24 protein-coding genes are annotated in these 25,837 nt (G+C 66.7%); 1 reads left to right on the plus strand and 23 read right to left on the minus strand.

The genetic code is table 11. The features are described from left to right. Nucleotides 1-14: 14 nt before the first annotated feature. The 15 genes from metK to NOF53_RS05225 all read right to left on the minus strand — a co-directional run bounded on the left by metK (nucleotide 15) and on the right by NOF53_RS05225 (nucleotide 15,322). A complete protein-coding gene (gene metK, locus NOF53_RS05155; protein ID WP_255966106.1) occupies nucleotides 15-1,229 on the minus strand; it encodes a methionine adenosyltransferase in 1,215 nt (404 codons plus the stop codon). Between the two features lie 136 nt (nucleotides 1,230-1,365). Then, nucleotides 1,366-2,670 (minus strand): bifunctional phosphopantothenoylcysteine decarboxylase/phosphopantothenate--cysteine ligase CoaBC, encoded by a 1,305-nt coding sequence (coaBC, locus tag NOF53_RS05160; protein WP_255966108.1) that lies wholly within the window; start codon nucleotides 2,668-2,670, stop codon nucleotides 1,366-1,368. Between the two features lie 14 nt (nucleotides 2,671-2,684). Continuing rightward, entirely contained in the window at nucleotides 2,685-2,990 is a 306-nt protein-coding gene (rpoZ, locus tag NOF53_RS05165; RefSeq protein ID WP_213571968.1) for a DNA-directed RNA polymerase subunit omega, read from the minus strand. 49 nt (nucleotides 2,991-3,039) lie between these two features. Continuing rightward, nucleotides 3,040-3,654, minus strand: coding sequence for a guanylate kinase (gene gmk, locus NOF53_RS05170; protein ID WP_255966111.1), 615 nt, complete (start codon nucleotides 3,652-3,654; stop codon nucleotides 3,040-3,042). 8 nt (nucleotides 3,655-3,662) lie between these two features. Continuing rightward, nucleotides 3,663-3,983 carry an integration host factor, actinobacterial type gene (gene mihF / locus NOF53_RS05175; protein ID WP_005262298.1) on the minus strand — a complete coding sequence of 107 codons (321 nt, stop codon included), beginning with the start codon at nucleotides 3,981-3,983 and terminating at the stop codon, nucleotides 3,663-3,665. Nucleotides 3,984-4,109: 126 nt separating this feature from the next. Further along, nucleotides 4,110-4,949 (minus strand): orotidine-5'-phosphate decarboxylase, encoded by an 840-nt coding sequence (pyrF, locus tag NOF53_RS05180; RefSeq protein WP_255966113.1) that lies wholly within the window; start codon nucleotides 4,947-4,949, stop codon nucleotides 4,110-4,112. Continuing rightward, on the minus strand, nucleotides 4,946-8,314 hold the full coding sequence (gene carB, locus NOF53_RS05185) for a carbamoyl-phosphate synthase large subunit (protein WP_255966115.1): 3,369 nt from the start codon (nucleotides 8,312-8,314) through the stop codon (nucleotides 4,946-4,948). Before carB ends, pyrF begins: the two co-directional genes overlap by 4 nt. Beyond that, a complete protein-coding gene (gene carA, locus NOF53_RS05190) occupies nucleotides 8,314-9,474 on the minus strand; it encodes a glutamine-hydrolyzing carbamoyl-phosphate synthase small subunit (RefSeq protein WP_255966117.1) in 1,161 nt (386 codons plus the stop codon). Before carA ends, carB begins: the two co-directional genes overlap by 1 nt. Continuing rightward, nucleotides 9,471-10,031: a PH-like domain-containing protein gene (locus tag NOF53_RS05195; protein WP_255966119.1), complete on the minus strand. Its 561-nt coding sequence runs from the start codon at nucleotides 10,029-10,031 to the stop codon at nucleotides 9,471-9,473. Before NOF53_RS05195 ends, carA begins: the two co-directional genes overlap by 4 nt. After that, nucleotides 10,031-11,374, minus strand: coding sequence for a dihydroorotase (locus NOF53_RS05200; protein ID WP_255966120.1), 1,344 nt, complete (start codon nucleotides 11,372-11,374; stop codon nucleotides 10,031-10,033). Before NOF53_RS05200 ends, NOF53_RS05195 begins: the two co-directional genes overlap by 1 nt. Next, nucleotides 11,371-12,315, minus strand: coding sequence for an aspartate carbamoyltransferase catalytic subunit (locus NOF53_RS05205; protein ID WP_255966122.1), 945 nt, complete (start codon nucleotides 12,313-12,315; stop codon nucleotides 11,371-11,373). The genes NOF53_RS05200 and NOF53_RS05205 overlap by 4 nt, the downstream gene beginning before the upstream one ends. Further along, nucleotides 12,316-12,945: a bifunctional pyr operon transcriptional regulator/uracil phosphoribosyltransferase PyrR gene (pyrR, locus tag NOF53_RS05210; protein WP_255966124.1), complete on the minus strand. Its 630-nt coding sequence runs from the start codon at nucleotides 12,943-12,945 to the stop codon at nucleotides 12,316-12,318. Nucleotides 12,946-13,110: 165 nt separating this feature from the next. Beyond that, the gene (nusB, locus tag NOF53_RS05215) at nucleotides 13,111-13,620 is read right to left on the minus strand and encodes a transcription antitermination factor NusB (RefSeq protein ID WP_255966126.1); all 510 of its coding nucleotides are present in this window, start codon (nucleotides 13,618-13,620) and stop codon (nucleotides 13,111-13,113) included. Then, nucleotides 13,621-14,184, minus strand: coding sequence for an elongation factor P (efp, locus tag NOF53_RS05220; RefSeq protein WP_255966127.1), 564 nt, complete (start codon nucleotides 14,182-14,184; stop codon nucleotides 13,621-13,623). Nucleotides 14,185-14,218: 34 nt separating this feature from the next. Continuing rightward, complete coding sequence (locus NOF53_RS05225; RefSeq protein ID WP_255966129.1) at nucleotides 14,219-15,322, minus strand: aminopeptidase P family protein; 1,104 nt, start codon at nucleotides 15,320-15,322, stop codon at nucleotides 14,219-14,221. A 157-nt stretch (nucleotides 15,323-15,479) separates the two neighbouring features. Here NOF53_RS05225 and NOF53_RS05230 point away from each other — a divergent pair, with 157 nt between their 5' ends. Next, entirely contained in the window at nucleotides 15,480-16,226 is a 747-nt protein-coding gene (locus NOF53_RS05230; RefSeq protein ID WP_255966131.1) for a B-4DMT family transporter, read from the plus strand. 78 nt (nucleotides 16,227-16,304) lie between these two features. On the opposite strand, the gene aroB is transcribed toward NOF53_RS05230, so the two are convergent. The 8 genes from aroB to alaS all read right to left on the minus strand — a co-directional run bounded on the left by aroB (nucleotide 16,305) and on the right by alaS (nucleotide 25,757). After that, nucleotides 16,305-17,417, minus strand: coding sequence for a 3-dehydroquinate synthase (gene aroB / locus NOF53_RS05235; RefSeq protein ID WP_255966266.1), 1,113 nt, complete (start codon nucleotides 17,415-17,417; stop codon nucleotides 16,305-16,307). Nucleotides 17,418-17,482: 65 nt separating this feature from the next. Further along, entirely contained in the window at nucleotides 17,483-17,989 is a 507-nt protein-coding gene (locus NOF53_RS05240; RefSeq protein WP_255966133.1) for a shikimate kinase, read from the minus strand. 38 nt (nucleotides 17,990-18,027) lie between these two features. Beyond that, complete coding sequence (aroC, locus tag NOF53_RS05245; protein ID WP_255966134.1) at nucleotides 18,028-19,215, minus strand: chorismate synthase; 1,188 nt, start codon at nucleotides 19,213-19,215, stop codon at nucleotides 18,028-18,030. A gap of 75 nt (nucleotides 19,216-19,290) precedes the next feature. Further along, the gene (locus NOF53_RS05250) at nucleotides 19,291-19,938 is read right to left on the minus strand and encodes a prepilin peptidase (protein ID WP_255966135.1); all 648 of its coding nucleotides are present in this window, start codon (nucleotides 19,936-19,938) and stop codon (nucleotides 19,291-19,293) included. Nucleotides 19,939-20,028: 90 nt separating this feature from the next. Continuing rightward, nucleotides 20,029-20,841: a shikimate dehydrogenase gene (locus tag NOF53_RS05255; protein WP_255966136.1), complete on the minus strand. Its 813-nt coding sequence runs from the start codon at nucleotides 20,839-20,841 to the stop codon at nucleotides 20,029-20,031. Nucleotides 20,842-20,845: 4 nt separating this feature from the next. Further along, nucleotides 20,846-22,546: an endolytic transglycosylase MltG gene (locus NOF53_RS05260; RefSeq protein WP_255966137.1), complete on the minus strand. Its 1,701-nt coding sequence runs from the start codon at nucleotides 22,544-22,546 to the stop codon at nucleotides 20,846-20,848. Next, the gene (gene ruvX, locus NOF53_RS05265) at nucleotides 22,543-23,082 is read right to left on the minus strand and encodes a Holliday junction resolvase RuvX (protein ID WP_255966139.1); all 540 of its coding nucleotides are present in this window, start codon (nucleotides 23,080-23,082) and stop codon (nucleotides 22,543-22,545) included. The genes NOF53_RS05260 and ruvX overlap by 4 nt, the downstream gene beginning before the upstream one ends. Nucleotides 23,083-23,084: 2 nt before the next feature. Next, nucleotides 23,085-25,757 (minus strand): alanine--tRNA ligase, encoded by a 2,673-nt coding sequence (gene alaS, locus NOF53_RS05270; protein ID WP_255966141.1) that lies wholly within the window; start codon nucleotides 25,755-25,757, stop codon nucleotides 23,085-23,087. Nucleotides 25,758-25,837 lie beyond the last annotated feature (80 nt).

The raw sequence follows: 25,837 nt of genomic DNA on the forward strand, positions 1-25,837 counted from the left end.
GGTGCGGCTACCGATCAGAGACCTGCGGCTGCGCGCAGTTTCTCCGCCCGGTCGACGCTCTCCCAGGGGAGATCGATGTCGGTGCGGCCGAAGTGGCCGTACGCGGCAGTCTGCGCGTAGATGGGGCGCAGCAGGTCGAGGTCGCGGATGATGGCGCCGGGACGCAGGTCGAAGGTCTCGGTGATCGCCTGCTGGATGCGCGCCGGGTCGGTCTTCTCGGTACCGAACGTCTCGACGAACAGACCGACGGGCGCAGCCTTGCCGATCGCATACGCAACCTGCACCTCGATACGGTCCGCGAGTCCCGCCGCGACCGCGTTCTTGGCTACCCACCGCATGGCGTAGGCGGCCGACCGGTCCACCTTCGACGGGTCCTTGCCGGAGAACGCTCCGCCACCGTGGCGGGCCATTCCGCCATAGGTGTCGACGATGATCTTCCGGCCGGTCAGGCCTGCGTCACCCATCGGGCCGCCGAGGACGAACTTGCCCGTCGGGTTCACGAGGAGCCGGATGTTCGACGTGTCGAGTTCCGGCATGTCGAGGTCGGCGAGCACGGATCCGAGGACCTTCTCGCGCAGATCCGGGGTGAGGAGATTGTCGAGGTCGATGTCGGCAGCGTGCTGCGTGGAGATGACGACGGTGTCGAGGCGGACGGGCTTGTCACCGTCGTACTCGATGGTGACCTGCGTCTTACCGTCCGGCCGCAGGTACGGCAGGACGCCGGACTTGCGGACCTCGGTGAGTCGACGCGACAGCCGGTGGGCGAGCGCGATCGGCAACGGCATCAGTTCCGGGGTGTCCGTGGTGGCGAACCCGAACATCAGTCCCTGGTCACCGGCCCCTTGACGGTCGATCTCGTCATCGGTCAGGCCACCGGTCCGGGCTTCGTGCGAATGGTCGACGCCCTGCGCGATTTCCGGGGACTGTGCACCGATCGCTACGTTGACGCCGCAAGAGTTGCCGTCGAAGCCTTTGGCCGACGAGTCGTACCCGATCTCGAGCACGGTGTCGCGCACGATCTTGGGGATGTCGGCGTAGGCGGTGGTGGTTACCTCTCCGGCAACGTGGACCTGTCCCGTGGTGACCAGGGTCTCGACTGCCACCCGGGCACGTGGGTCGTCCGTGAGAATGGCGTCCAGGATGGAGTCGCTGATCGCATCACAAATCTTGTCCGGGTGCCCCTCGGTCACAGACTCACTGGTGAATAGCCGACTACCGGACTGGCTCACAGAATTCCCTCTCGACAGTTGTCCTCTGGACAGCGCTTGGAAACAGCTTAGCTACCTACCACCGCGAACGACCCTAGCGCCACCCTGGTGTGAGTGACACCTTTACGGTCACAGACATCGTGCGGGGGACTCGTCCTCAGCGCGCTCGGAACAGTTGATCGACAGCATCGAGCACCCGGCTCGCCATCAATGCCTTCGAGCCGTGTTCGAGGGCCGACTCCGAACCGTCCGAACCGAGCAGCCAGCCGTCGTTGTGGTCGACCTCGAAGGCTTTGCCCTCACCGACGGCGTTGACGACCAGGAGGTCGCACCCCTTGCGTGCGAGCTTGGCTTGCGCATACGTGAGGACGTCACCGTCAGCGTCACCGGTCTCGGCTGCGAAACCGACGATCACGGTGGACGACGGAATGTCGCCCTCGGCCCGAGACTGCACGAGACCGGCCAGGATGTCCTCGTTCTTGGTCAGGGCGATGGAGTCGGGCTCGCCGGCGCCCTTCTTGATCTTGCTGGCTACCGTCGTCGACGGCCGGAAATCGGCGACCGCGGCGGCCATCACGACCGCGTCGAACTCGGGCGCGTGCTTGGCGACGGCCGCGCGCATGTCCTCGGCCGTGCGCACGTGCACGACGTCGACAGCGGCAGGGTCGGCGAGGCCCGCCGTGTAACCGGAGACCAACGTGACGTCGGCGCCGCGCTGCACCGCAAGACGGGCGATGGCATAGCCCTGCTTGCCGGAGCTGCGATTGCCGAGAAAACGGACCGGATCGAGCGGTTCCCGGGTGCCGCCGGCCGAGACGAGGATCCGACGCCCTTCGAGATCGCGAGGCAACGCGCCGGGCCGTTCGAGAAGCAACGAGGCGAGTCCGACGATCTCCTCGGGTTCAGGCAACCGACCCGCGCCGGTGTCCTTGCCCGTCAGGCGGCCGGAAGCGGGCTCGATCACCGTCACCCCACGCCGGCGCAGGGTAGCCACATTGGCGACCGTGGCAGGGTGCTCCCACATCTCCGTGTGCATCGCGGGCGCGAACACCACCGGACATCGCGCAGTCAGCAATGTCGCGGTGAGCAGGTCGTCTGCCCGGCCGGCAACGGCACGAGCCATCAGATCCGCGGTGGCAGGCGCGATGACCACGAGGTCCGCTTCCTGCCCGAGGCGGACGTGCGGCACCTGTGGAACATCGGTGAAGACACCGGTGTGCACGGGATTACCGGACAATGCCTCGAACGTCGCGCGACCCACGAATTCGAGAGCGGACTCCGTCGGGATGACGCGCACATGATGCCCGCCCTCGGTGAACGCGCGAATGATCGCGCAACTCTTGTACGCCGCAATCCCACCGCCGACCCCGACGACGATTCGCTTGCCCGCCACTGCGGAGGGAACCGATTCGGAGAGACCCGTCGCGTGCCCGAACCCGGTGCTCGCTGCCTTGTCAGGCACGGCAGTTCCTCCGCTCACTCGCCTTCGGTGTGCTCGAGCAGATCGGAGTGGATCTCACGCAGCGCGATGGACAGGGGCTTCTCCTGCAGGCCGGGCTCCACCAGGGGGCCGACGTACTCGAGGATGCCGTCGCCGAGCTGGTTGTAGTAGTCGTTGATCTGACGTGCACGCTTTGCCGAGTAGATCACCAGTGCGTACTTCGACGAGGTGCGTGCGAGCAGCTCGTCGATCGGGGGATTGGTGATTCCGAGCGGTGTGTCATAGGCAGGCAGTGCGCCGTGGCTGGGGGTTGCGGACGCGGCTGCGGGGGTGCTGCTCACTCGGTATCTCCTGAAATAGTTCTGGCTAGTGGATGTGAGAACTAGTGGTCTACCCGGACTGTTCCGGGGGTCCAACCAACAAGGATACCAACTCGTCGCACGATCGGCTGACATCCTCGTTGACGATGACCTCGTCGAACTCGTTCTGCGCCTCGAGTTCGACCCTTGCGGTGGCGAGGCGACGCTCCACCACCTCCGGCGATTCGGTACCCCGGCCGGTCAGCCGATCGACCAGCACGTCCCAGCTGGGCGGGGCCATGAAGACGAGAAGTGCCTCGGGCATCGCGGCCCGCACGGCCCGCGCACCGGCGAGATCGACCTCGACCAGCACCGGTTTGCCTTGGTCGATGGCGCGGCGGACCGGTTCTGCCGGGGTTCCCGACAGCTGAAGTCCGCCGTGGATCTCCGCCCACTCGAGCAACTCACCGGACTCGATCATGCGCTGGAACTCTTCGCGAGAGGTGAAGCGGTAATCCTTGCCGTCCACCTCGCCCGGGCGTGGGTTGCGTGTCGTCGCGGACACACTGAAGACGAGATCCGGCATCCGTTCACGCAACAGTCGCACCACGCTGGACTTACCGACAGCCGAGGGGCCAGCCAGTACAACCAGCCGACCCCTCCGCACTGCGGTCTTGCTTTCTGACACTTGTGCGTCAGCTGCCACTGTCGTGCTCAGGCCTCGAAGTCGAACCTGGCGAGCAGGGCCTTGCGCTGCCGATCGCCGAGGCCACGAAGGCGACGGGTCGGAGCGATCTCCAGCTCGGTCATGATCTCCTGCGCCTTGACCTTGCCCACCTTGGGCAGGGCCTCGAGCAACGCCGACACCTTCATCTTGCCCAAAATCTCGTCGTCCTCGGCGTCCTTGAGAACCTGCTTGAGGTCGGTGCCGCCACGCTTCAGGCGCTCCTTGAGCTCAGCCCTGGCTTTGCGGGCAGCAGCTGCCTTCTCCAAAGCAGCAGCGCGCTGCTCATCAGTCAACTGGGGAAGGGCCACGGTTCCTCCGTCTCGTCGTTGGCAAATAGTCCAAACCACTGGATAACCAGCAGCGATAGCGACCGTACTCACGCCCGGCGCCGATTGCGAACCCACCCCCCGAGGTCAGAGCCGGATTCGGGTGGGCTATGAGAGCGCGGCCTCGACCTCGTCACGAACCTTTGCAGCGGCCGCACGCAGGGCCGTCACCGACGGACCCTCACGAAGGATACCGCGAGAACTGTTCGGCAACAGTAGCTTCCGGGAATCGGGAAATATGTCCGCAAGGTCATTGGCCGTCGCACCCTGGGCGCCGAGACCGGGCGCGAGGATCGGTCCGGAAAAATTCGACAAATCCAGACCGTGTCCGCGTGTCGCACCGACGACCAGGCCGACCAGGTCGGGTTCTGCACCATTGTGCTCGACCGCCGCGTTGACCACTGACTGTGCCACCGACACTCCCCCGCCGGCCTGCGAGCTCTGCAGTTCGCTCCCCTCGGGGTTGGAGGTGCGGGCCAGCACGAACAGTCCGCGGCCCTGCTCCGCCGCCAGCGACAGGGCCGGATCGAGCGCGCCGAACCCGAGGTAGGGCGACACCGTCACCGCGTCGGACGACAACGGCGAGTGCGCGCCCAACCACGAGTGCGCGTACGCGGCCATCGTCGACCCGATGTCACCCCGCTTCGCGTCGGCGACGACGAGCGTCCCTGCCTCTCTGAGGACACAGATGGTGCGTTCGAGCACCGCGTACCCGGCAGAGCCGTACGCCTCGAAGAACGCCACCTGGGGCTTCACGACGGCCACCTCACCGACGAAGGCCTCCACGCAGATCTCGGCGAAGGCCTCGAGCCCGTCCGCGTCGTTCGGCAGGTCCCACGCGGCGAGCAGGTCCGGATGCGGGTCGATACCGACGCACAAGCGGCCGCGGTGCGCGACGGCGGCCCTCAGCCGGGCACCCCACCCGTGATCGTGGTTCCGGTGCGTCACGAGGTGAGCGAACCCGTGTCGGAACCATCGAACAACATCGGTGACCGCAGCCGGGCGTGCAGCGCCTGCAGGGACTGGACCCCGATGTCACCGCGGATCGCGGCCTCGATGCCCTGGACCGCTGCGGACGCGCCCTGCACGGTGGTGACGCAGGGAATGTTCATGCCGACGGCCGCGCTGCGGATCTCGTACCCGTCCACGCGGGGCCCGGAGTTGCCGTACGGAGTGTTGATCACCATGTCGACCTCACCGTCACGGATCTGATCGACGATGGTGCGCGCACCCTCCTCGAGCTTTTCCCCGGAGTGCTTGTGGACGTCCTCGCACACGATGCCGTTGCGGCGCAGGACTGCCGCGGTGCCCTCGGTGGCCAGAATCCGGAAGCCCAGGTCGGCGAGCCGTTTGACCGGGAAGATCAGCGAGCGCTTGTCCTTGTTCGCGACCGACACGAACACCGATCCCGATGTCGGGAGCGAACCGTAGGCAGCTGTCTGGCTCTTGGCGAACGCGGTACCGAAATCTGCGTCGATGCCCATCACCTCGCCCGTCGACTTCATCTCAGGGCTCAGAAGGGTGTCCACCCCGGTGCCGTCGGCGCGCCGGAACCGATTGAACGGGAGAACCGCCTCCTTGACGGCGACAGGAGCATCCGCCGGAGTCGAACCACCGTCACCGGTGGCCGGGAGCAGCCCGGCAACCCGCAGCTCCGCAATGGTCTCGCCGAGCATGACCCGGGCGCACGCCTTGGCGAGCTGGACGGCCGTGGCCTTGGACACGAACGGCACGGTGCGGCTCGCGCGGGGGTTGGCCTCGAGGACGTAGAGGACGTCGTCCTTGAGGGCGTACTGGACGTTGAGCAAGCCCTTGACGCCGATACCCTTCGCGAGCGCCTCCGTGGAGCGGCGGACGTTCTCGAGGTCGGCGCGGCCGAGGGTGATCGGCGGCAGGGCGCACGCCGAGTCACCGGAGTGAATTCCGGCCTCCTCGATGTGTTCCATCACTCCACCGATGTACACCTCGTTGCCGTCACAAAGCGCGTCGACGTCGATCTCGATGGCATCTTCGAGGAACCGGTCGACCAGCACGGGCCGGTCGTCGGAGATCTCGGTGGCGCGGGAGATGTAGCTCTCGAGCGAGGCCTCGTCGTAGACGATCTCCATTCCCCGGCCACCGAGCACATACGACGGTCGCACGAGCACCGGGTAGCCGATGCCTGCGGCGATGTCGCGGGCGCCGGCGAAGGTGGTGGCGGTGCCGAACTTCGGCGCCGGCAATCCCGCCTCCACCAGCACCTTGCCGAATTCGCCGCGGTCCTCGGCGAGGTCGATGGCCTCCGGGCTGGTACCGACAATCGGCACCCCCGCCGCCTTCAGCCGCTTCGCCAGACCCAGCGGGGTCTGGCCACCCAACTGGACGATCACACCGACCACGGTGCCCGACAGCGACTCCGCGCGGTACACCTCGAGCACGTCCTCGAACGTGAGCGGCTCGAAGTACAGCCGGTCGGCGGTGTCGTAGTCGGTAGAGACGGTCTCCGGGTTGCAGTTGACCATCACGGTCTCGTAACCGGCGTCGGACAACGTCAGCGCCGCATGGACACACGAGTAATCGAATTCGATGCCCTGACCGATGCGGTTCGGTCCGGAACCGAGGATGAGGACCTTCGGACGCTCGGTCTGCGGAGCCACCTCCGACTCGGCTTCGGGATCGAGCTCGTAGGTGGAGTAGTGATACGGCGTCTTGGCCTCGAACTCGGCAGCGCACGTATCCACGGTCTTGTAGACGGGGTGGATGTTCCACCGCTCGCGCATAGCCCGGACGGCATCTTCGTCGCCGAGCTCGGGTCGAAGCGCTGCGACCTGCCGGTCGGAGAACCCGTGGTGCTTGGCGCGCCGCAGCACCCGCTCGTCCACCTCGGCGACCTCGCGCAGCTCCATGCCGAGCTCGTGGATCTGCAGCATCTGGTCGAGGAACCACGGATCGATTCCGGTGGCGTCGAACAGCTGCTCGAGGGTGGCACCGAGACTCATGGCCCTCTCGATGCCATACAGCCGGCCCTCGTGCGGCACGGCGAGATCGGCGAGCAACGTGTCCAGATCCTCGGTGGCCACCTGCGGTCCGGTCCAGAAACCGGTCTGCTTGGTCTCCAGCGAGCGCATGACCTTGCCGAGCGCCTCGGTGAAGTTCCGGCCGATCGACATGGCCTCACCGACCGACTTCATGGTGGTCGTGAGGGTGGCGTCGGCCCCGGGGAACTTCTCGAACGCGAACCGGGGAGCTTTGACCACCACGTAGTCGAGGGTGGGTTCGAAACACGCCGGTGTTTCCTTGGTGATGTCGTTGACGATCTCGTCCAGCGTGTAACCGATGGCGAGCTTCGCCGCGATCTTCGCGATCGGAAAGCCGGTTGCCTTGGACGCAAGCGCACTCGACCGCGACACCCGCGGATTCATCTCGATGACGACGAGCCGGCCGTCGGTCGGGTCCATCGCGAACTGAATGTTGCAACCACCGGTGTCGACGCCGACCTCGCGCAGGATGTCGATCGACAGGTCGCGCATCGACTGGTACTCGCGGTCGGTGAGAGTCATCGCGGGGGCGACCGTCACCGAGTCACCGGTGTGCACGCCGACGGGATCGACGTTCTCGATGGAGCAGACGATGACCACGTTGTCGCGGCCGTCGCGCATCAGTTCGAGTTCGTATTCCTTCCACCCGAGGATCGACTCCTCGATGAGCACGTTGGCGGTGGGCGACGCGGCGAGTCCGCCACCGGCGATGCGGGTGAGGTCCTCGTCGTCGTACGCCATGCCGGACCCGAGTCCGCCCATCGTGAACGACGGCCGGACCACTACCGGGAAGCCGAGTTCGGCCACCGTGTCCCGGACCTCGTCCATCGTGTAGCAGACCCGCGAGCGGGCCGACTCGCCCCCGACCTTGGCGACGATGTCCTTGAACTTTTGGCGGTCCTCGCCGCGCTGAATGGCCTCGAAGTCGGCGCCGATCAGTTCGACGTCGTACTTCTCGAGGATCCCCTGCTCGTGTAGGGCGACTGCAGTGTTGAGCGCGGTCTGACCACCCAGGGTCGCGAGGACCGCGTCGATGGGGTGACCATTCGCGGCTTCGAGGGCGATGACCTTCTCGACGAACTCGGCCGTGATCGGCTCCACGTAGGTGGCGTCGGCAAACTCGGGGTCGGTCATGATGGTGGCCGGGTTGGAGTTGACGAGGCTGACCCGCAGGCCCTCCTCGCGCAGCACCCGGCACGCTTGCGTTCCGGAGTAGTCGAACTCGCAGGCCTGGCCGATGACGATCGGGCCGGAACCGATTACCAGGATGTGGGAGAGATCTGTACGGCGTGGCATTACTTCTTGACTCCCTCGAGCAGGCTGGTGAATCGGTCGAACAGGTACGCGGCGTCGTGCGGGCCGGCCGCGGCCTCGGGGTGATACTGCACCGAGAAGGCTGAGCCGTCGAGCAGACGGACTCCTTCGACGGCACCGTCGTTGGCGCAGGTATGGCTGATGACCGCCCTGCCGAAGGGGGTGTCGAACTCCTGCCCGGCCTCCCCTTCGAGCGCGAATCCGTGATTCTGTGCGGTGATCGCGATGCGCCCGGTCTCGTGTTCGATGACCGGGACGTTGATTCCGCGGTGACCGAACTTCATCTTGTAGGTGCCGAGGCCCAGCGCGCGGCCCAGAATCTGATTGCCGAAGCAAATTCCGAACAGGGGCAGGCCCTGACCGATCACTTCCTTCGTGAGATGGACGGCACCGTCCGCAGTGGCCGGGTCACCCGGGCCGTTCGAGAGGAACACGCCGTCGGCCTTCAGGTCGAGGATCTGCTCGAGCGTCGCGTCGGACGGCAGGACGTGTACTCGGATACCCCGCTCGGCGAACATGCGCGGCGTGTTGGTCTTGATACCCAGGTCGATCGCGGCGACCGTGAAGCGGGCCTCGCCCCCGGTCGGCTCGACGACATACCCACTGGTGGTGCTGACCTCACCCGCGAGATCGGCGCCGAGCATCGACGGCTGGCTCTTTACGCGGTCGAGCAACACCTCCGGTTCGGCGAGTGCGTCCCCGGAGAACACTCCGGCCCGCATCGAACCTCGGGTGCGCAGGTGCCGCACCAGGGCGCGAGTGTCGATGCCCGCGATCCCCACGACACCCTGCTTCACCAACTCGTCCTGCAGGGAACCGGTGGCGCGCCAGCTCGAGGTGCGACGCGCGGGGTCGCGGACCACGTAACCGGCCACCCAGATCTTCGACTCGGCACTGCTGCCGGTGGGACCGACGGACTCGTCGTCTTCGTCGTTCCAGCCGGTATTGCCGATCTGCGGCGCCGTGGCCACCACGATCTGGCGGTGATAGCTGGGGTCGGTCAGTGTCTCCTGGTAGCCGGTCATTCCGGTGCTGAAGACGGCCTCACCCAGGGTCTGCCCGACGGCACCGAAGGTGGTGCCCCGAAAGATCCGACCGTCCTCGAGGACCAGTACTGCCGAGTCGGTGTCATAGCCGCTCATGCGTTCTCTCCGTTCTGCTCGACCTCACCAGAGCTCGCCGCATTCGCTGAATCTTCACTGTCTGTGCTGCCGTCCGACTCGCCCGAGTTGACCCAGACGGGGTAGACGGTTTTGTCGTCGCTGCGGAATCCGGTGTCGATCTCGGTCCCGGACGGTAGTGCCCACCGGATCACCAGGAGTCCGTCCCTGCTCATGACCTTGCCGGCGAGGCCTCGCTCCGTGCGCACCGCACGGATGGAGTCCCGCGGAATCCAGATCGCCGAGGCACCGTCCCGTTCGAGCAGGATCCCGGAGTCGTATCGCGAGATCTCACCGGTGGCCCGGAAACCGAGGTCGCCGACCGCGATCCGGTCCTGCCAACTGGGTGCGAGCGTGCTACCCACATAGAGTCCGGTGACCGGCGCGATCGTCTGTTCGCCGAGCTGGGCGGGAACGGACGGCAGCTGACCGATGCGGTCGGCCTGCCGACGGGCCCGAGCGCGCCATCCGACGTACATGAGGAAGATCGCCAGCGCCCAGAACGCGGCCAGACCGACGATCCAGAGGATTCTCTCCATCACTGTCCTCCACTGCAGCGCACCGGAGTCCGGACGTCGCCGTTCCGTGCGGTGACCCGGCCGCGAAGGATCGTGGTGGTGACCCGTGCAGGCAGCGTCATCGATTCATAGGGCGTGTTGGACGCAACGCTGGCGAGGGCGGGGGCGTGCACGGTCCATTCGGCGTCCGGGTCGATCAGCACAAGGTTGGCGGGCTCGCCGACGTCGATCGGGCGACCCTGGTCGTCGAGTCCGACGATTTCGGCGGGACGTTCGCTCATGACGCGGGCCACGCCGCGCCAGTCGAGGAGGCCCGGCCGGACCATGGTCATCGCGACGATCGACAGTGCCGTCTCGAGCCCGAGCATTCCCGGACGGGCCGCGGCGAACTCGCAGCACTTGTCCTGCTCGGCGTGCGGGGCATGATCGGTGGCGACGCAGTCGATGACACCCTCGGCGAGGCCGGCGCGCAGCGCCGCGACGTCACTGGCTTCGCGCAGCGGCGGGTTCACCTTGTTGACGGCGTCGTAGGTCTCGAGACGTGAGTCGTCGAGGAGCAGATGATGCGGCGTTACCTCCGCGGTGATCGAAATTCCTTGACCACGAGCCCATTTCACCAGCTCGACGGTTCCGGCGGTGGAAGCATGGCAAATGTGGACGCGGGCGCCTGCATCCCGGGCGAGCAGCGCATCACGCGCGACAATCGATTCCTCGGCTGCGCGAGGCCAGCCGGCCAGGCCCAGTCGGGCGGCAGTCGGGCCCTCATGCGCCACGGCGCCGACGGTCAGCCGGGGTTCCTCCGCATGCTGGGCGATGAGCACACCGAGCGAACTCGAGTACTCGAGAGCGCGGCGCATGAGTAGTGGGTCGTAGACACAATGGCCGTCGTCCGAGAACATCCGGACCCGGCCGGTGCCTGCTGCCATCGTCGCCATCTCGGCGAGTTGCTTTCCCTCGAGCCCGACGGTGACGGCCCCGACCGGATGCACGTCCACGAGGCCGACCTCCTGGCCTCGACGCCAAACATGGTCGGTGACGACTACCGAGTCGGCGACCGGGCTGGTGTTGGCCATGGCAAACACGGCGGTGTACCCACCGAGCGCAGCGGCGGCCGAACCCGAATCGATGGTCTCGGTGTCCTCGCGGCCCGGCTCACGCAGATGAGTGTGGAGATCGACGAAACCGGGCAGCAGAATCTGTCCGGCTGCGTCGATGACCTCTGTGTCCGCAGCAGCGGACTCGGCGGCCTCCGCCCCGATGGCGGCGACGACCCCGTCACCGATCAGGACATCGGTGGGTTCACCCTCGCCGTACAGCAACACGTTCTTGATGAGCACTGTCTCTCCTGTTTCTGTCGAGCTCATCCGGCAACTTCCTCTGCGCCGACCAACAGACGGAACAGCACGGCCATGCGCATGTGCACACCGTTGGTGACCTGTTGCAGCACAGCGGCTCTCGGGGAGTCGGCGACTGCGGACGCGATTTCCATGCCGCGCAGCATCGGGCCCGGGTGCAGTACCACGGCATGCTCGGGCAGCAGAGCGAGGCGCTTTTCGGACAATCCGTAAGTGATCGAGTACTCCCGCTGGGACGGGAAGAATCCGCCGTTCATCCGTTCGGCCTGCACGCGCAGCATCAGGACGGCGTCGAGACCGGGGAGTTCGGCGTCGAACGAATGCGCCACCGTCACCGGCCAGGATGACGCCCCGACCGGCAGCAACGTCGGCGGCGCGACGAGAACGACCTCCGCTCCGAGCAACGACAGCAGCAGCGCGTTGGACCGGGCCACGCGACTGTGGAGGATGTCGCCCACGATGGCGATGCGTTTGCCCTCGATGTCACCGAGGCGCTGCCGCAGCGTCAGTGCATCGAGCAGAGCCTGAGTGGGATGTTCGTGGGTGCCGTCGCCGGCGTTGATAATCGCCGGTCCGCCGTCATTCTGGCCGCCCGTCCACGAAGCGATCTGGTGGGCGGCGCCCGACGCGGGATGGCGCACGATCAGCGCGTCGGCACCCGCGGCACGCAGCGTCATCGCCGTATCGCGCAGCGATTCACCCTTCGAGACCGAGGAGCTCGAGGCACTGACATTGATGACATCCGCGCTCATCCACTTGCCCGCGACCTCGAAGGACACCCGGGTCCGTGTCGAGTTCTCGAAGAAGACGGTCATGACGGTGCGGCCGCGCAGGGTCGGCAGCTTGTGTACTTCGCGTCCGAGGAGGGCCTGCTCGAAGCGCTCCGCCTCATCGAGAAGCTCGACCGCCGAATCCCGAGTCAGGTCCGCAATCGACAACAGGTGCTTCACTTAGCTCTTTCCCCCGGAGATCATGACAGCGTCACGGCCGTCGTGTTCGCCCAGGAGAACCTTGACGTCCTCGGTGCGGGCGGTGGGCACGTTCTTCCCTACGTAGTCGGCGCGCAACGGCAGCTCGCGATGACCGCGGTCGACGAGGACGGCGAGCTGGACCGCGCGTGGCCGTCCCAAGTCGCGCAGAGCATCGAGAGCAGACCGGACGGTGCGGCCCGAGAACAGCACATCATCGACCAGCACCACCAGCGCGTTGTCGACACCTCCCTCGGGGACGGAGGTCCGTTCGAGCGGGCGGTGTGGCTTGGTGCGCAGGTCGTCGCGGTAGAGGGTGATGTCGAGGGAGCCGACCGGGGGGCGTACACCGGAAAACTCTTCGATCTTCGCGGCGAGACGCGCTGCGAGGGTGGTACCGCGGGTGGGAATCCCGATGAGGACGACGCGAGGCGCTGCACCGTCGGCGGCGTCGATCGCGGTCTTCTCGATGATCTGGTGCGCGATGCGCGCAATGGTGCGGCCTACGTCGCCTGCGGACAACAACTCACGCGCGGGCTCGACTGCCGGTGACGACTCTGGTGTTGCTTCTGCCGGTTCCTCGGCAGGGCGAGACCCTTCGGGCACGCGCATACAACGACCTCCTTCTCCGCCTCACTGGACGGATCGTTAAAGGATGCCTGACGCGGCCAGCTTAGCAGCGCGCCGAATTGCGCCAGGCCGGGGCCCCGACCTCCGGTTCCCGCCCGCCGCTCAGCCGGAAGGGACGGCGCGGGACCGGAGTGGGCCAGGCTACTTCTACGAAGGTGGCTCGTCCGGCGCGTCGTTTTCCGCTTCGGCGCGACGGGAGGTGGCCGCAGCCGCCGACCGCACCTGCGGGGCGACCAGCACGACCTGGCCGAGGACGCCGTTGACGAAACCTGGCGAGTCGTCGGTGGAAAGCTGTTTGGCCAGCTCCACCGCCTCGTCCACTGCCACGACCGGCGGGACATCCGTGGCATGGAACAGCTCCCACACGGCGATCCGCAGAATCGCGCGGTCCACCGCGGGCAGACGCGCAAGCGTCCAGTCCTGCAGGTGCGAGGAGATCACCGCATCGATACGGTCGAGATTCTCCGCCACCCCGGTGACCACAGTGACGGTGTACGGAGCAACGGGCGCGACGGACTCGTCCTTGCCCGACATGTCCGCCCGCTCGGTCGCGAGATCGACCGGGTCGAGATCGCGCGCTTCCGCTTCGAAAAGGAAGTCGACGGCGCGCTTGCGGGCCTTGTGCCGGGCGCCGAGCTTCTTATGCGTACCGGACACTCAGGAATTCACACGCCCGAGGTAGTTGCCGTCGCGGGAATCGACCTTCAACTTGTCGCCGGTGTTGATGAACAACGGAACGTTGATCTCCGCACCGGTCTCGAGCGTGGCGGGCTTGGTGCCGCCGGTGGAGCGGTCACCCTGCAGACCCGGATCGGTGTGCTTGACCTCGAGCTCCACCGTGACGGGAAGCTCGACGAACAACGGGACGTCCTCGTGCACGGCCACCTGAACGGCCATGTTCTCGAGCATGAAGCGGGCGCCGTCGCCGACCGTCGCCTCGTTGATCGAGATCTGGTCGTAGGTGTCGCCGTCCATGAAGATGTAGTCGCTGCCGTCGTGGTACAGGTAGGTCATGTCGCGACGGTCGACCGTGGCGGTCTCGACCTTGACGCCGGCGTTGAACGTCTTGTCGACGACCTTGCCCGACAGCACGTTCTTCAACTTGGTCCGCACGAATGCGGGGCCCTTGCCCGGCTTGACGTGCTGGAACTCGATAATCGTCCACAGCTGGCCCTCGATCTGCAGGACCAGGCCGTTCTTGAAATCACTAGTGGAAGCCACTTGCTTCGCGTCTCCTCGATAAGGTCGAAACCGTCTACACGACAGTCAGGTCTTTGGTGGTGAGTGTGAGTAGCTCCGGCCCCTGCTCACGAACCACGAGCGTGTCTTCGATCCGCACGCCTCCGCGCCCGGAGAAATACACGCCCGGCTCGACGGTCACCGCCGCACCGTCCAGAAGTGTACCGGTGCCCAGCTTGCCGATTCCGGGTGCTTCGTGGATTTGCAGGCCGACTCCGTGTCCGAGCCCGTGCAGGAACAGCTCTCCGTAGCCGGCTTCCTCGATCACGCTGCGGGCAGCCGCGTCGACGGCGGTGACTTCGGCACCGGGCCGCAGTGCCGCACAGCCGGCCGCCTGCGACCGGGCAACCAGGGCGTAGACCTCCCGCTGCCAATCGGCTGCCTGTCCGAGGACGTATGTTCGCGTCATATCCGAGTGGTAGCCGCCGACCTCGGCGCCGAAGTCCAGTTTGACGAAATCGCCGCGCTGCAGAACGGCCGTTGTGGGGCGGTGATGCGGGATCGCCGAATTGGCGCCCGCCGCGACGATCGTCTCGAACGAAATGCCGTCTGCACCGTGATCGAGCATGAATGCCTCGAGTTCACGCCCGACCTCTTTCTCGGTGCGCCCCGGCCGGAGGCCGCCCCGCTCGAGAAGGTCGGCGAGCGCGGTGTCGGCGGCTGTGCACGCTGCGCGGAGCAACTCCACCTCGTAGTCGTCCTTCACCATGCGTAACTCCTCCACCAGCCCGGGAACCGGTTCGAGGCGGGCGTCCGGGGCGAGCAGGGACCACGCGGCGAACTCGTCCACCGTGACGACATGACTTTCGAAGGCGAGGGATGACGCCCTCCGGCGCGCGACCGACTCGACGAGATGGGCGGCGCTGGTGCGGGCGATCTCAGCCCGCAGGTCGGGAACCTGCTCAGCGACCTGGGTGAGATAGCGCCCGTCGGTGCAGATCACCGTGCGCTCCTCGGCGCCGTCGACGTCGGCCACGTCCACGAGCAGTGCGGCATTGGATCCGGTGAAGCCAGTGAGATACCGCACGTTCACCAGGTCGGTCACGAGGAGTGCGTCGAGATCGCGGGCGGCGAGGGCTGCGCGCAATGCCGCGCGCCGCGAACCATGATCAGCAGGCATGACAGCAAACGTACCGGCCCACTCCCTGCCCCGCTGACGCGGACACGCCCCCGCGACAGCGACGAAGTGGAGCGGCGCCGGTGGCGAGAACAGGTTGCAGACACCGCGTCTGTGGGTTAGACCACACGCCGCAAAACCTTCTCGTTACGCTGTGCCCATGAATGCGTGGGTGGTACGCGGCCTCGGGATGGCCCTGATACATATTTTGGTTCGTGTGATGCTCGGTGCGGCGATCACACAATGGCCCCTTCAAGGTTCGGTCCTGAGGTGGGTGGCTCTTCTGGTTGTGGTGTTGGTGGCATTGATCTGGGCGGGTATCGACGGTATCCGGGACCGACATCGCAACCCCGACCCCGACCAGGGGGCCGACCTCACCATGCTGTGGCTGAAGGCAGCGTTGCTCGGCGGAATCGTTGCGGGCATCGGCAGCTGGCTGGCCGATCTGTTGCCCTCCCTCAACGTCACGCAGAACTCGTTCTTCTTCGAAATCACCTCCGGTGCTGCGTTCACCGTCCTGCTGATCTTCGTTCCGGCGATGCTGGCCGTCTTCCTGGGCCGTTTCTTCGCCGGGCGTGATGCAAAGAAGGCGCAGCAGGGGCGTGACGACGGCCGGGCAACTACACGGGGCGCCGGTTCGGCGACAGGCGCAGCAGCGGGCGGTACGGCAGCCGCGGCCATCGCCGACGACAACGGTTACGGGCAGCACTACCCGGACGGCACGTACGAGCAGACCGGGCAGGCGGGATACGCCGACCCGGACGCCGACACCGCCGTCTTCGAACCGGTACACCACTACCGCCAGGACACCTCGGACATCGACTCCGGGGAAGGGCAGAACACCACCTGGCAGGAACCCGTCGACCTCGGCAAGCGAAACCCGGAAGAGCCGAAGCGCGGCGAGTAGCAGTCGCGGTTCATCACACCGACGCGATGCGGCGGAGGTGAGCATCGGTGCTCACCTCCGCCGCGTCGTGTCCCTGCGTCAGAGCAGCACTGCACCGCCGCGACCAGGCGACTCCTCGCGGGCCACGGCCGAATACGCCGCCACGAGCAGCGACGGGTCCGGACCCTCCAGGCGTCCCGGCTTCGCCAGTCCGTCGAGTACCACGAACCGCAGCACACCAGCGCGATTTTTCTTGTCGGTCTGCATTCCCTCGAGCAGCTGACCGAACGCGTCCGCGTCGTACGTGGTGGGGAGCCCGACCAGTTCGAGGATCCGGCGGTGCCGATCGGCGGTCTCGTCGTCGAGCCGGCCCGCCAGACGGCCGAGCTCGGCAGCGAAGACCAGTCCGACCGACACCGCGGCGCCGTGACGCCAGCGGTAGCGCTCGCGCCGTTCGATCGCATGACCGAGCGTGTGCCCGTAATTCAGGATCTCCCGCAGATCGGATTCGCGGAGGTCGGCCGCCACCACTTTGGCCTTGACTTCCACCGAACGTTTGACGAGTTCCGGCAGCACGGATCCGGTCGGGTCTAGCGCCGCCTCGGGATCGCTCTCGATGAGGTCGAGTATCACGGGGTCGGCGATGAATCCCGTCTTGATGACTTCCGCCATTCCGGCGACGATCTCGTTGCGCGGCACCGTCTCCAGCGTCACGAGGTCGATCAGCACGGCCGAGGGTTCGTGGAACGAACCGACCAGGTTCTTGCCCGCCTCGGTGTTGATGCCCGTCTTTCCGCCCACGGCGGCGTCGACCATGGCGAGCAATGTCGTCGGCACATGGATCACCCGCACTCCGCGCATCCAGGTGGCCGCGACGAATCCGGCGAGGTCGGTAGCCGCGCCGCCGCCCAGGCTGACCACGGCGTCACTGCGGGTCAGTCCGATTCGGCCGAGCACCTCCCAGCAGAAGCCGGCCACGGCCAGGTCTTTGCCGTCCTCGGCATCCGGAATCTCGATGCGGTGAGCGTCGATTCCCTTCTCGGCGAGCGCCGCTCGCACTGCCTCTGCCGTTTCGGCCAGCGGCGGCTGATGGAAGATCGCCACCGTCCTGGTTCCCGCGAGCTCGTCGACGAGCTCGCCGAGCAGACCACGCCCGATGATCACCGGGTAGGGATGTGCGGTCTGCACCTGTACACGTACCGGTTCGGTCACTGTCTGCTGCTCCGCTTCCGTCTCGTCCGATGTTCTCGGATTACCTGTTCCGCCGGGGTCGCTCGTCATCCGGCGAGTTTCGCGACCAACTGCTGCACCACCCGCGCTGGGCTGCGGCCGTCCGTGCGAATGCGAATGGTCGCCACCTCGCGGTACAACGGCCGACGTCGGCGCATCAACTCCGCGTACTTCGCACGGGGATCGCCGCCGGCAAGCAGTGGACGGGCAGTACTGGTTCCTGTCCGTTTCAAGCCCTCGCCGACACTGATCTCCAGATAGATCACCGTGTGGCCCTTCAGGAGTGCCCGGGTGCGTTCGGAGAGGATCGAGCCGCCCCCGAGTGAGACGATACCTTCGGAACTCTCGATCGCCTTGCGGACGATCTCCTCTTCGAGGGCCCGGAATGCGGGCTCGCCGTCCTCGACGAAAATTTCCGCGATGGTGCGCCCCGCTTCCTCCTCAACCGCCACATCAGTGTCGAAGAGTGGCAGGTCGAGGGCCTGCGCAAGACGTCTTCCGATGGTCGACTTACCCGATCCCGGGGGGCCGACCAGCACAGCTTTCGGTGCCACGGCCCGTCACCGCCTCGTTGCGACGGCGGATGCGCTGGTCATCGCGCGAGCCGCGCGGCGACACCGGAAGCGTAACGCTCGAAGTTCGCAGCCGTCTCGGCGATGGAGTCGCCCCCGAACTTCTCGAGTGCGGCTTGGGCCACGACGAGCGCGACCATGGCCTCGGCCACGACACCTGCGGCGGGCACGGCACACACATCGGAGCGCTGGTGAATGGCGGCAGCCTCTTCGCCGGTCGACATGTCGACTGTGGCGAGCGCACGCGGAACGGTCGAGATCGGCTTCATCGCGGCGCGGACACGCAATGCCTCACCGTTGGTCATGCCGCCTTCGAGTCCGCCGGCGCGATTGGTGGACCGGAGAATTCCGGCGGGACCCGGGCGCATCTCGTCGTGCGCCTGGCTACCCCGACGTCGGGCGGTCTCGAAGCCATCGCCGACCTCGACACCCTTGATCGCCTGAATGCCCATGAGGGCAGATGCGAGACGCGCGTCGAGGCGATCCGCACCGCTGATGAACGAGCCGAGACCGACGGGGAGTCCGTGCACGACCACTTCGACGACACCGCCGAGCGTGTCGCCGTCGCGCTTGGCCGCCTCGATCTCGGCGATCATCGATTCCTCGGCTGCCTTGTCGAAGGCGCGCACGGGACTGGCGTCGATTGCCGCGATATCGAACGCGGTCGGCTCGACACCGACATACGGCTCCGACGCACCGATGGAGATTACGTGCGAGAGCACCTCGACGCCGAAGACCTGGCGGAGGAAATTGCGAGCGAAGGTCGCGGCCGCGACGCGGGCCGCCGTTTCCCGGGCACTCGCGCGCTCGAGAACGGGGCGGGCGTCGTCGAAACCGTACTTGAGCATGCCGGAGTAATCGGCGTGCCCGGGCCGCGGACGGGTAAGGGGTGCGTTACGTGCTTGGTCGGCGAGCAGGTCGGCGTCGACCGGATCGGCGGACATGATGGTTTCCCACTTGGGCCACTCGGTGTTGCCCACCTCGACCGCGATCGGCCCGCCGAGTGTCCGCCCGTGGCGCACACCGCCGACGATGGTGACCTTGTCGGCCTCGAACTTCATACGTGCGCCGCGCCCGTAACCGAGACGCCGTCGCGCGAGTTGGGTCGAGATGTCCTGGGACGTCACTTCGACGCCAGCAACCATCCCCTCGAGCATCGCAACGAGGGCGGGACCATGGGATTCTCCGGCAGTTATCCAGCGCAGCACGACCAATATCCTTCCACGTCGCCACGACCCGCAGTGACGGTGGTCCTCCCAACCCGGCCCGGACCGTATGTGCGCTCATGGAAGGTGCGTGGCCAGCAGCGCGAGCACGGTCGCGGCGCACATAGCCGGCCCGTGGGGAAGGTTCGGCGAGGAAGGCGCGTCCGGCGTGGACCGCGAACGGCGCCAGCGCGCCCGGACCAGTGCGACACACCCCGCAGCGGCGGTGAACGTCGGCGCGAGGAGGGCCGCCCACACCCAGGCTCCTCCCCCGCCCATCGCGGCTGCGGCACCCACACCCAGAGCGAGCTTCACATCACCTGCCCCCAGCGATCGGGGCGCGCACAGGTGCAGGCCGAGATACACCGTTGCGAGCAGCGCACCCCCGACCAACGCGGCCGGGGCCCGGCCGGCCGCGCACGCAAGGACGACGATCACCGCGAATCCGGGCAGCGTGAGAGCGTTCGGCAACCTGCGCGCACACCAGTCCGTGGCGACGAGACTGACACACCACCACCAGAACAGGGCGGCGACGGGAAGCAATGCCGGCTCCGGATCCCTGCCGAGTACACCGCACCACACCGTGACTGCGACTCCCGCGGCGCACAGACTTTCACACCAGCCGCATCGCACAGTTCGGTTGCCGACGAATGTCGACGCCGTCCGCCGCGCGCACCATCCAGCGCCTGCGCCGGCGATCGCGCCGACCGAAATGAGCCACCACATGGAAGCAGCCTGCCCGGCGCACCAGGAGCCCTGTTCTCGGCGACGTGCAGAAACGCCCCGCCCTGTGCAGAAACCCAGGCCTGTGGACAACTAGCCCAACGCGGCTGCCATGGCCTCTCGCGGCGCAGGCCGGCCGGTAAACTGCTCCACTTGACCGAAGGCCTGGTGGAGGAGCATCGACAGGCCACCGATCACCGTTCCACCGGCAGCCTCGACTGCGGCGGCCAACGGTGTCGGCCACGGGTCGTAAATCGCGTCCAGCACGAACGGGGCCTGGCCGAGGACATCCGCACAGTCGATGATCGATGTCGACGGCACGGTGCTGACGAGGGCGGCCGCGCCCGCGCACCGGGCGGCGAGTTCTCGGCTGTCGAAGCCGAGTAGTCGCACCTCGAGACCCATCGCTTCGGCGCAGGCCAGCGCGCCCGCGGCCCGGCCCTCGTTCCGGGCCACCACGGTGACACTCTTCACGCCCATATCGGCGAGCGCCACCAGAGCCGGCCTCGCCGTCCCACCTGCGCCCACGACCACAGCGTCGGCTCCCGCGATCGTGCCGAGTCCGCCCTCGGTCAAGGCGCCGCGGACGCCATCGACATCGGTGCAATCCGCGCGCCATCCACCCTCGATGCGGACCAGGGTGTTGGCGGAGCCGATCGCCACCGCGCGGTCGGTCCGCTCCGTGGCGTACTCGAGTGCCGCGATCTTACCCGGCATCGTGACCGACAGGCCCACCCATTCCGGGCCGAGATCGGACACGAGACCCGGAAGACGTTGCCCGTCGCATTCGATGCGCTCGTAGGTCCAGCCGGTCAGGCCCAGCGCCCGGTAGGCCGCGAGATGCAACTGCGGTGACCGGGAGTGCGCGATCGGGCTGCCCAGCACAGCAGCCTTACGTGCCGACATCAGCTCATCGTCCACTGTCGAGAATCCCGTTGTTCAGTGCCTGGTCGATGTTGGACAAGTGCTCCTCATAACTTTTGGTGAACAGCGTGGTGCCCTTCGCGTCCACCGTCACGAAATAGATCCAGTCCCCCGGCTCCGGGGATTCGACGGCCTGCAGTGCAGCGATACTCGGCGACGAGATCGGGGTTGCCGGAAGGCCCGGGCTTGCGTAGGTGTTCCACGGGGTCACCTTCGCCCGATCGGCATCGGTGGTGGCCAATTCCGTCGTGTCGAGCGCATAGTTGACTGTCGAGTCGAACTGCAGCGCCTGGTTGACCGCGAGCCGGTTCAAGATGACGCGGGCCACCTTCGCGAAATCGTCGGGCATCGCCTCCCGTTCCACGAGCGACGCAGCGATGAGCATCTGATAGGGTGGGAGACCCACCTCGTTGCCCGCGGTGAGGATGCCCGTGTCCTCGTAGCTCGCAGCGCTCTCGGTCACGAGCTTCCGCAGGATCGCGGCTGCGTCGGCTGTGGGATCGAAATCCCAGCTTCCGGCGGCGATGAGACCCTCGAGCTGGCGATCGCGGTCGGGTACGCCCGCGACGGCGTCTTTCGCCCAGTCCGGCACCCCGAGTGCGCCGATGTCGCCCGCACCGGCATTGTTGAGGTCGTCGAAGCTGATACACGTTTCCTGCCCGGCCTCGCCCAGGCAGCTGGCCTCGGAAATGAGGGTGTAGATCCCCTTCTTCACGGCGCCCGTCTGCACGTCGGTGGTGTCGTGGAGCTGACGGCCCTCCGAAATGATCATCTGGCCGACGCGCGACGCCGGATCGACGAGTTCCCGGACGGCGTCCACCGCAGGAATCTGTGTCGAGAGACTGTAGAATCCCGGCTGCACCGAGTTCATCGCGTCGTTCTGAACCGCGGCGTTGAAGAAGGCCGATCCGCTGGCCACCACGTCTCGCTCGGCGAGAGTGGTCGCGATCTCCTCCGCGGTGTCACCCGCGTGGACCTGGACCACGACTTCGGGCCCGCCAGGACCCGTGTAGTCGGCGGGGGCCTCCATGCCACCGAAGAAGAGCTTGCCGCCGACGAACACCATCCCCGCCACAACCACCAGGACGACCGCGGCCGCGAGCGCTCCGAAGATCTTGCCCCGGCGCGCACGGCCGCGGGACTTCTGCTGGCGCCGCGCGTGCATGCGCGACGACGGAGCGGGATGTTCGGCCGGAATGGCGGCGATGACCTGGGTTTCGGCCTCGTCGAACGCTGCGTCGGCTCTCTCGTACGGTGCGTCGTGTCGCCCCTCGACGGAGACACGATCGTCGACCGGCCGGCCGTCATACGCGCGCTCGTCATACGCGCGCTCGTCGTACGCGTGCTCGTCGTACGCGTGCTCGTCGTGGCGGTCCTCGCGGTAGCGGTGAGCGGGCTCGTCGTGAACGAGGTCCGACCGGGCCGCATCGTGACGAGCGGGGTGGTCGGCCTGATGATCGGAGCTCGGCTGGTGGTAGCCGTACACACGATCGTCGACGGAGTCGTCGTAGCTGCTACGGCGGTAACCGACCTCCGCCGGTTCGACATGGTCGGGAAGATCAGCGCGCTCGGGGACGGACCGGTACTCGACCGGTTCGTCCTCGTCGAGATAGCGGTGTCGCCGAGGCTCACGGGGTAGGTAGTCGAAACCGGGCTGTTCACCCGCGGGCCGCCGATGGTTGCTCACTGGCCCGCCTCCGGTTGCTGCCTGTCCTCGACTGAATCCCCTGCATTCACCGACCTGCTCCGCTCGTCCAACCACCCCTGCAAGATCGCCACCGCCGCGGCTTGGTCGATCACCGAACGCTGACTTCTCGCACTGACACCGCTCTCGCGAAGCGCCCGAGTGGCGGCGACGGTGGTCAGGCGTTCGTCTGCCATCCGCACCGGGATCGGATCCACCGCTCTTCGCAATCGCTTCGCGAACACCGTAGCGACCGAGGCGGCTTTCCCCCGTTCACCCCGCAAGGTCTGCGGCAGACCGACGATAACCTCCACCGCCTCGTATTCCTCGGCAATGTCGGCAATGCGCCGGATATCCGGCGCGTCGGGACCGCGATCCTTCGACCGGGGGACCGTCTCGACGGGGGTGGCGAGAACCCCGTCTGGGTCGCTCGAGGCGACTCCGATCCGGACACTGCCCACGTCGATACCGATGCGTCGACCGCGCCCAGGGTCGTCGACGCCCGGTCGATCCGGACCTCCCTGTTCCGCGCGATGCACCGCTACTGGCTCCCCACCTTGTCCGCTACGCTGCCTCGGACCGCATCGAGGGCCGCCGCGATGCCGCTGGTGTCCGAGCCTGAGCCCTGGGCCATGTCGGCCTTGCCGCCGCCTCGGCCACCGATCTTGGGGCCGAACTCCTTTACGAGGTCACCGGCCGAAACTCCGAGTTCCTGCGCTGCCTTGTTGACTGCCACCACGAATGGAACCTTGCCGTCGACATCACCGAGCAGAATGACGACGGCCGGCTGCGTGCCGAACCGTCCCCGAATATCGGTGACGAGGCTCCGGAGATCGTTGCCACCGACACCGGCGGGAGCCGAGTCCGCAACCAGGAGTACCGGTCCCAGCCGCTGGGCCTTGTCGACATAGGTGCCTGCGGAGGCCAGTACCGCCTGTGCCCGGCTCTGCTCGAGTTCCTTCTCCGCAACACGAAGCCGCTCGACCAAAGCCTCGACACGGGCGGGCACCTCTTCAGAGGGCACCTTCAGCGACGACGACAGCCCCGCGAGCAGCGCCCTTTCCTTGGCCAGGTAGCGGTAAGAGTCCAGCCCGACGTAGGCCTCCACCCGTCGCACACCGGAACCTACGGACTGCTCACCGAGCAGTGTCACATTGCCGATCTGCGCGGAGGTCCCCACGTGCGTTCCACCGCACAGCTCCATGGAGAACGGTCCACCGATCTCCACGACGCGCACCTCGTCGCCGTAGTTCTCGCCGAACAGGGCCATGGCACCCATCGCCTTCGCCTTGTCGAGATCGGTGACGAACGTGTTGACCGCGTAGTCAGCGGCCACCGCCTCGTTCGCCACGACCTCGATGTCCTGCTTCTGCGATTCGGTGAGCGCACCCTGCCAGGAGAAGTCGAAGCGCAGATATCCGGGCTTGTTCAACGAACCGGCCTGAACGGCGTTGGGCCCGAGAACCTGCCGGAGCGCGGCGTGAACCATGTGCGTACCCGAGTGGCCCTGGGTGGCGCCCTTACGCCAACCTGCATCGACCTGGGCGAGGACCACGTCCCCTTCGGTGATCTCACCTTCCTGGACGGTCACTTTGTGGACCCACAGCTTCTTCGCAATCTTCTGCACATCGTTGACCTTCACGCGCAGCCCCGGCCCGGTGAGCGCACCCAGGTCCGCGATCTGGCCGCCCGCTTCCGCGTACAACGGACTGCGGTCGAGGATGACCTCGACGTCCTGCCCGGCAGTGGCGACGGGTACGCGCTGCCCGTTCGAGATCAAGGCGAGGACACGCGCCTCGGACACCAGTTCGTGGAAACCGGTGAACTCGGTGGGACCGCGGTCGAGAAGTTCCTTGTAAACGGTCAGATCGGCATGCGCGTGCTTGCGCGCCTGGGCGTCGTCCTTGGCACGCTGACGCTGCTCCGCCATCAGCGTCCGGAATCCCTCTTCGTCGACCGACAGTCCGGCCTCGGCCGCCATCTCGAGGGTCAGGTCGATGGGGAAGCCGTAGGTGTCGTGCAGCGCGAAGGCCTGCTCGCCGCCGATGATCGACTTACCGGAGGCTTTCACGGATTCGGCGGCACCCTCGAACAACTTCGACCCCGATGTGAGGGTCTTGAGGAACGCCGTCTCCTCGCCGACCGCGACCGTCTCGATGCGACCGAAGTCACTGTCGAGCACCGGGTAGGACGGCGCCATCGTGGCGCGCACGACGGTGATGAACTCACGCATGCTCGGCTTGTCGGCCCCGAGCAGTTTCGCCGAACGCACGATGCGCCGCAGCAGTCGCCGCAGCACGTATCCGCGGCCGTCGTTGCCCGGGTTCACACCGTCGGCGATGAGCATCGCGGCTGTCCGCGCGTGATCGGCGATGACGCGGAACCGGACGTCGTCATCGTGGTTGATGCCGTATCTGCGGCCCGACAACTCCTCGGCCTTCGCGATCACCGGGCGGACCAGGTCGGTTTCGTAAACGTTGTCGACGCCCTGCAGGAGAAACGCCACGCGCTCGACTCCCATGCCGGTGTCGATGTTCTTCTTCGGCAGCGGCCCGAGGATCTCGAAGCTGTCCTTCCCGGTGCCGAGACCGCGCTCGTTCTGCATGAACACGAGATTCCAGATCTCGATGTAGCGGTCCTCGTCGGCTTCCGGACCACCCTCCGTGCCGAACTCGGGACCCCGGTCGTAATAGATCTCCGAGCAAGGGCCGCATGGTCCGGGAATGCCCATCGACCAGTAGTTGTCCGCCATGCCGCGGCGCTGGATACGGGCTTCGGGCATACCGACCTCGTCGCGCCAGATGTCACGCGCCTCGTCGTCGTCGAGGTACACGGTGACCCAGATCCGCTCGGGATCGAATCCGTAGCCGCCGTCGTCGACACTTCCGGTCAGCAACGCCCAGGCGTGCTTGATCGCTTCCCGCTTGAAGTAGTCACCGAAGGAGAAGTTCCCGGCCATCTGGAAGAACGTGTTGTGCCGTGTCGTGATGCCGACGTTTTCGATGTCGAGGGTGCGCACACATTTCTGCACACTGGTCGCCGTCGAGTACGGCGGGGTTTGCTGGCCGAGGAAGAACGGCACGAACTGGACCATTCCCGCGTTGACGAACAGCAGGTTCGGATCGTCGAGAATCAGCGAGGCGCTGGCTACCTCGGTGTGGCCTGCCTTGACGAAATGGTCGAGGAAGCGCCGGCGAATCTCGTGGGTCTGCACGTCAGTGATCCTTATTGTCTGTCTCGAGGGCAACTGCGGGATGCCGGCCTGCCAGGCACACGGGAGCCCGGCAGTTCGGC

This window comes from Rhodococcus tibetensis, from assembly GCF_024438035.1.
GTDB classification, from domain to species: domain Bacteria; phylum Actinomycetota; class Actinomycetes; order Mycobacteriales; family Mycobacteriaceae; genus Rhodococcus_F; species Rhodococcus_F tibetensis.

Coding starts and splice junctions, on each gene's coding strand:
- carA (WP_255966117.1), bottom strand. CDS start 9,474: ATGAGCGGCTATGACACCGACTCGGCAGTACTGGTCCTCGAGGACGGT.
- pyrR (WP_255966124.1), bottom strand. CDS start 12,945: ATGCGCGTGCCCGAAGGGTCTCGCCCTGCCGAGGAACCGGCAGAAGCA.
- NOF53_RS05225 (WP_255966129.1), bottom strand. CDS start 15,322: ATGCCTGCTGATCATGGTTCGCGGCGCGCGGCATTGCGCGCAGCCCTC.
- NOF53_RS05195 (WP_255966119.1), bottom strand. CDS start 10,031: ATGGAGAGAATCCTCTGGATCGTCGGTCTGGCCGCGTTCTGGGCGCTG.
- NOF53_RS05230 (WP_255966131.1), top strand. CDS start 15,480: ATGAATGCGTGGGTGGTACGCGGCCTCGGGATGGCCCTGATACATATT.
- NOF53_RS05255 (WP_255966136.1), bottom strand. CDS start 20,841: ATGTCGGCACGTAAGGCTGCTGTGCTGGGCAGCCCGATCGCGCACTCC.
- NOF53_RS05250 (WP_255966135.1), bottom strand. CDS start 19,938: ATGTGGTGGCTCATTTCGGTCGGCGCGATCGCCGGCGCAGGCGCTGGA.
- carB (WP_255966115.1), bottom strand. CDS start 8,314: ATGCCACGCCGTACAGATCTCTCCCACATCCTGGTAATCGGTTCCGGC.
- NOF53_RS05200 (WP_255966120.1), bottom strand. CDS start 11,374: ATGAGCTCGACAGAAACAGGAGAGACAGTGCTCATCAAGAACGTGTTG.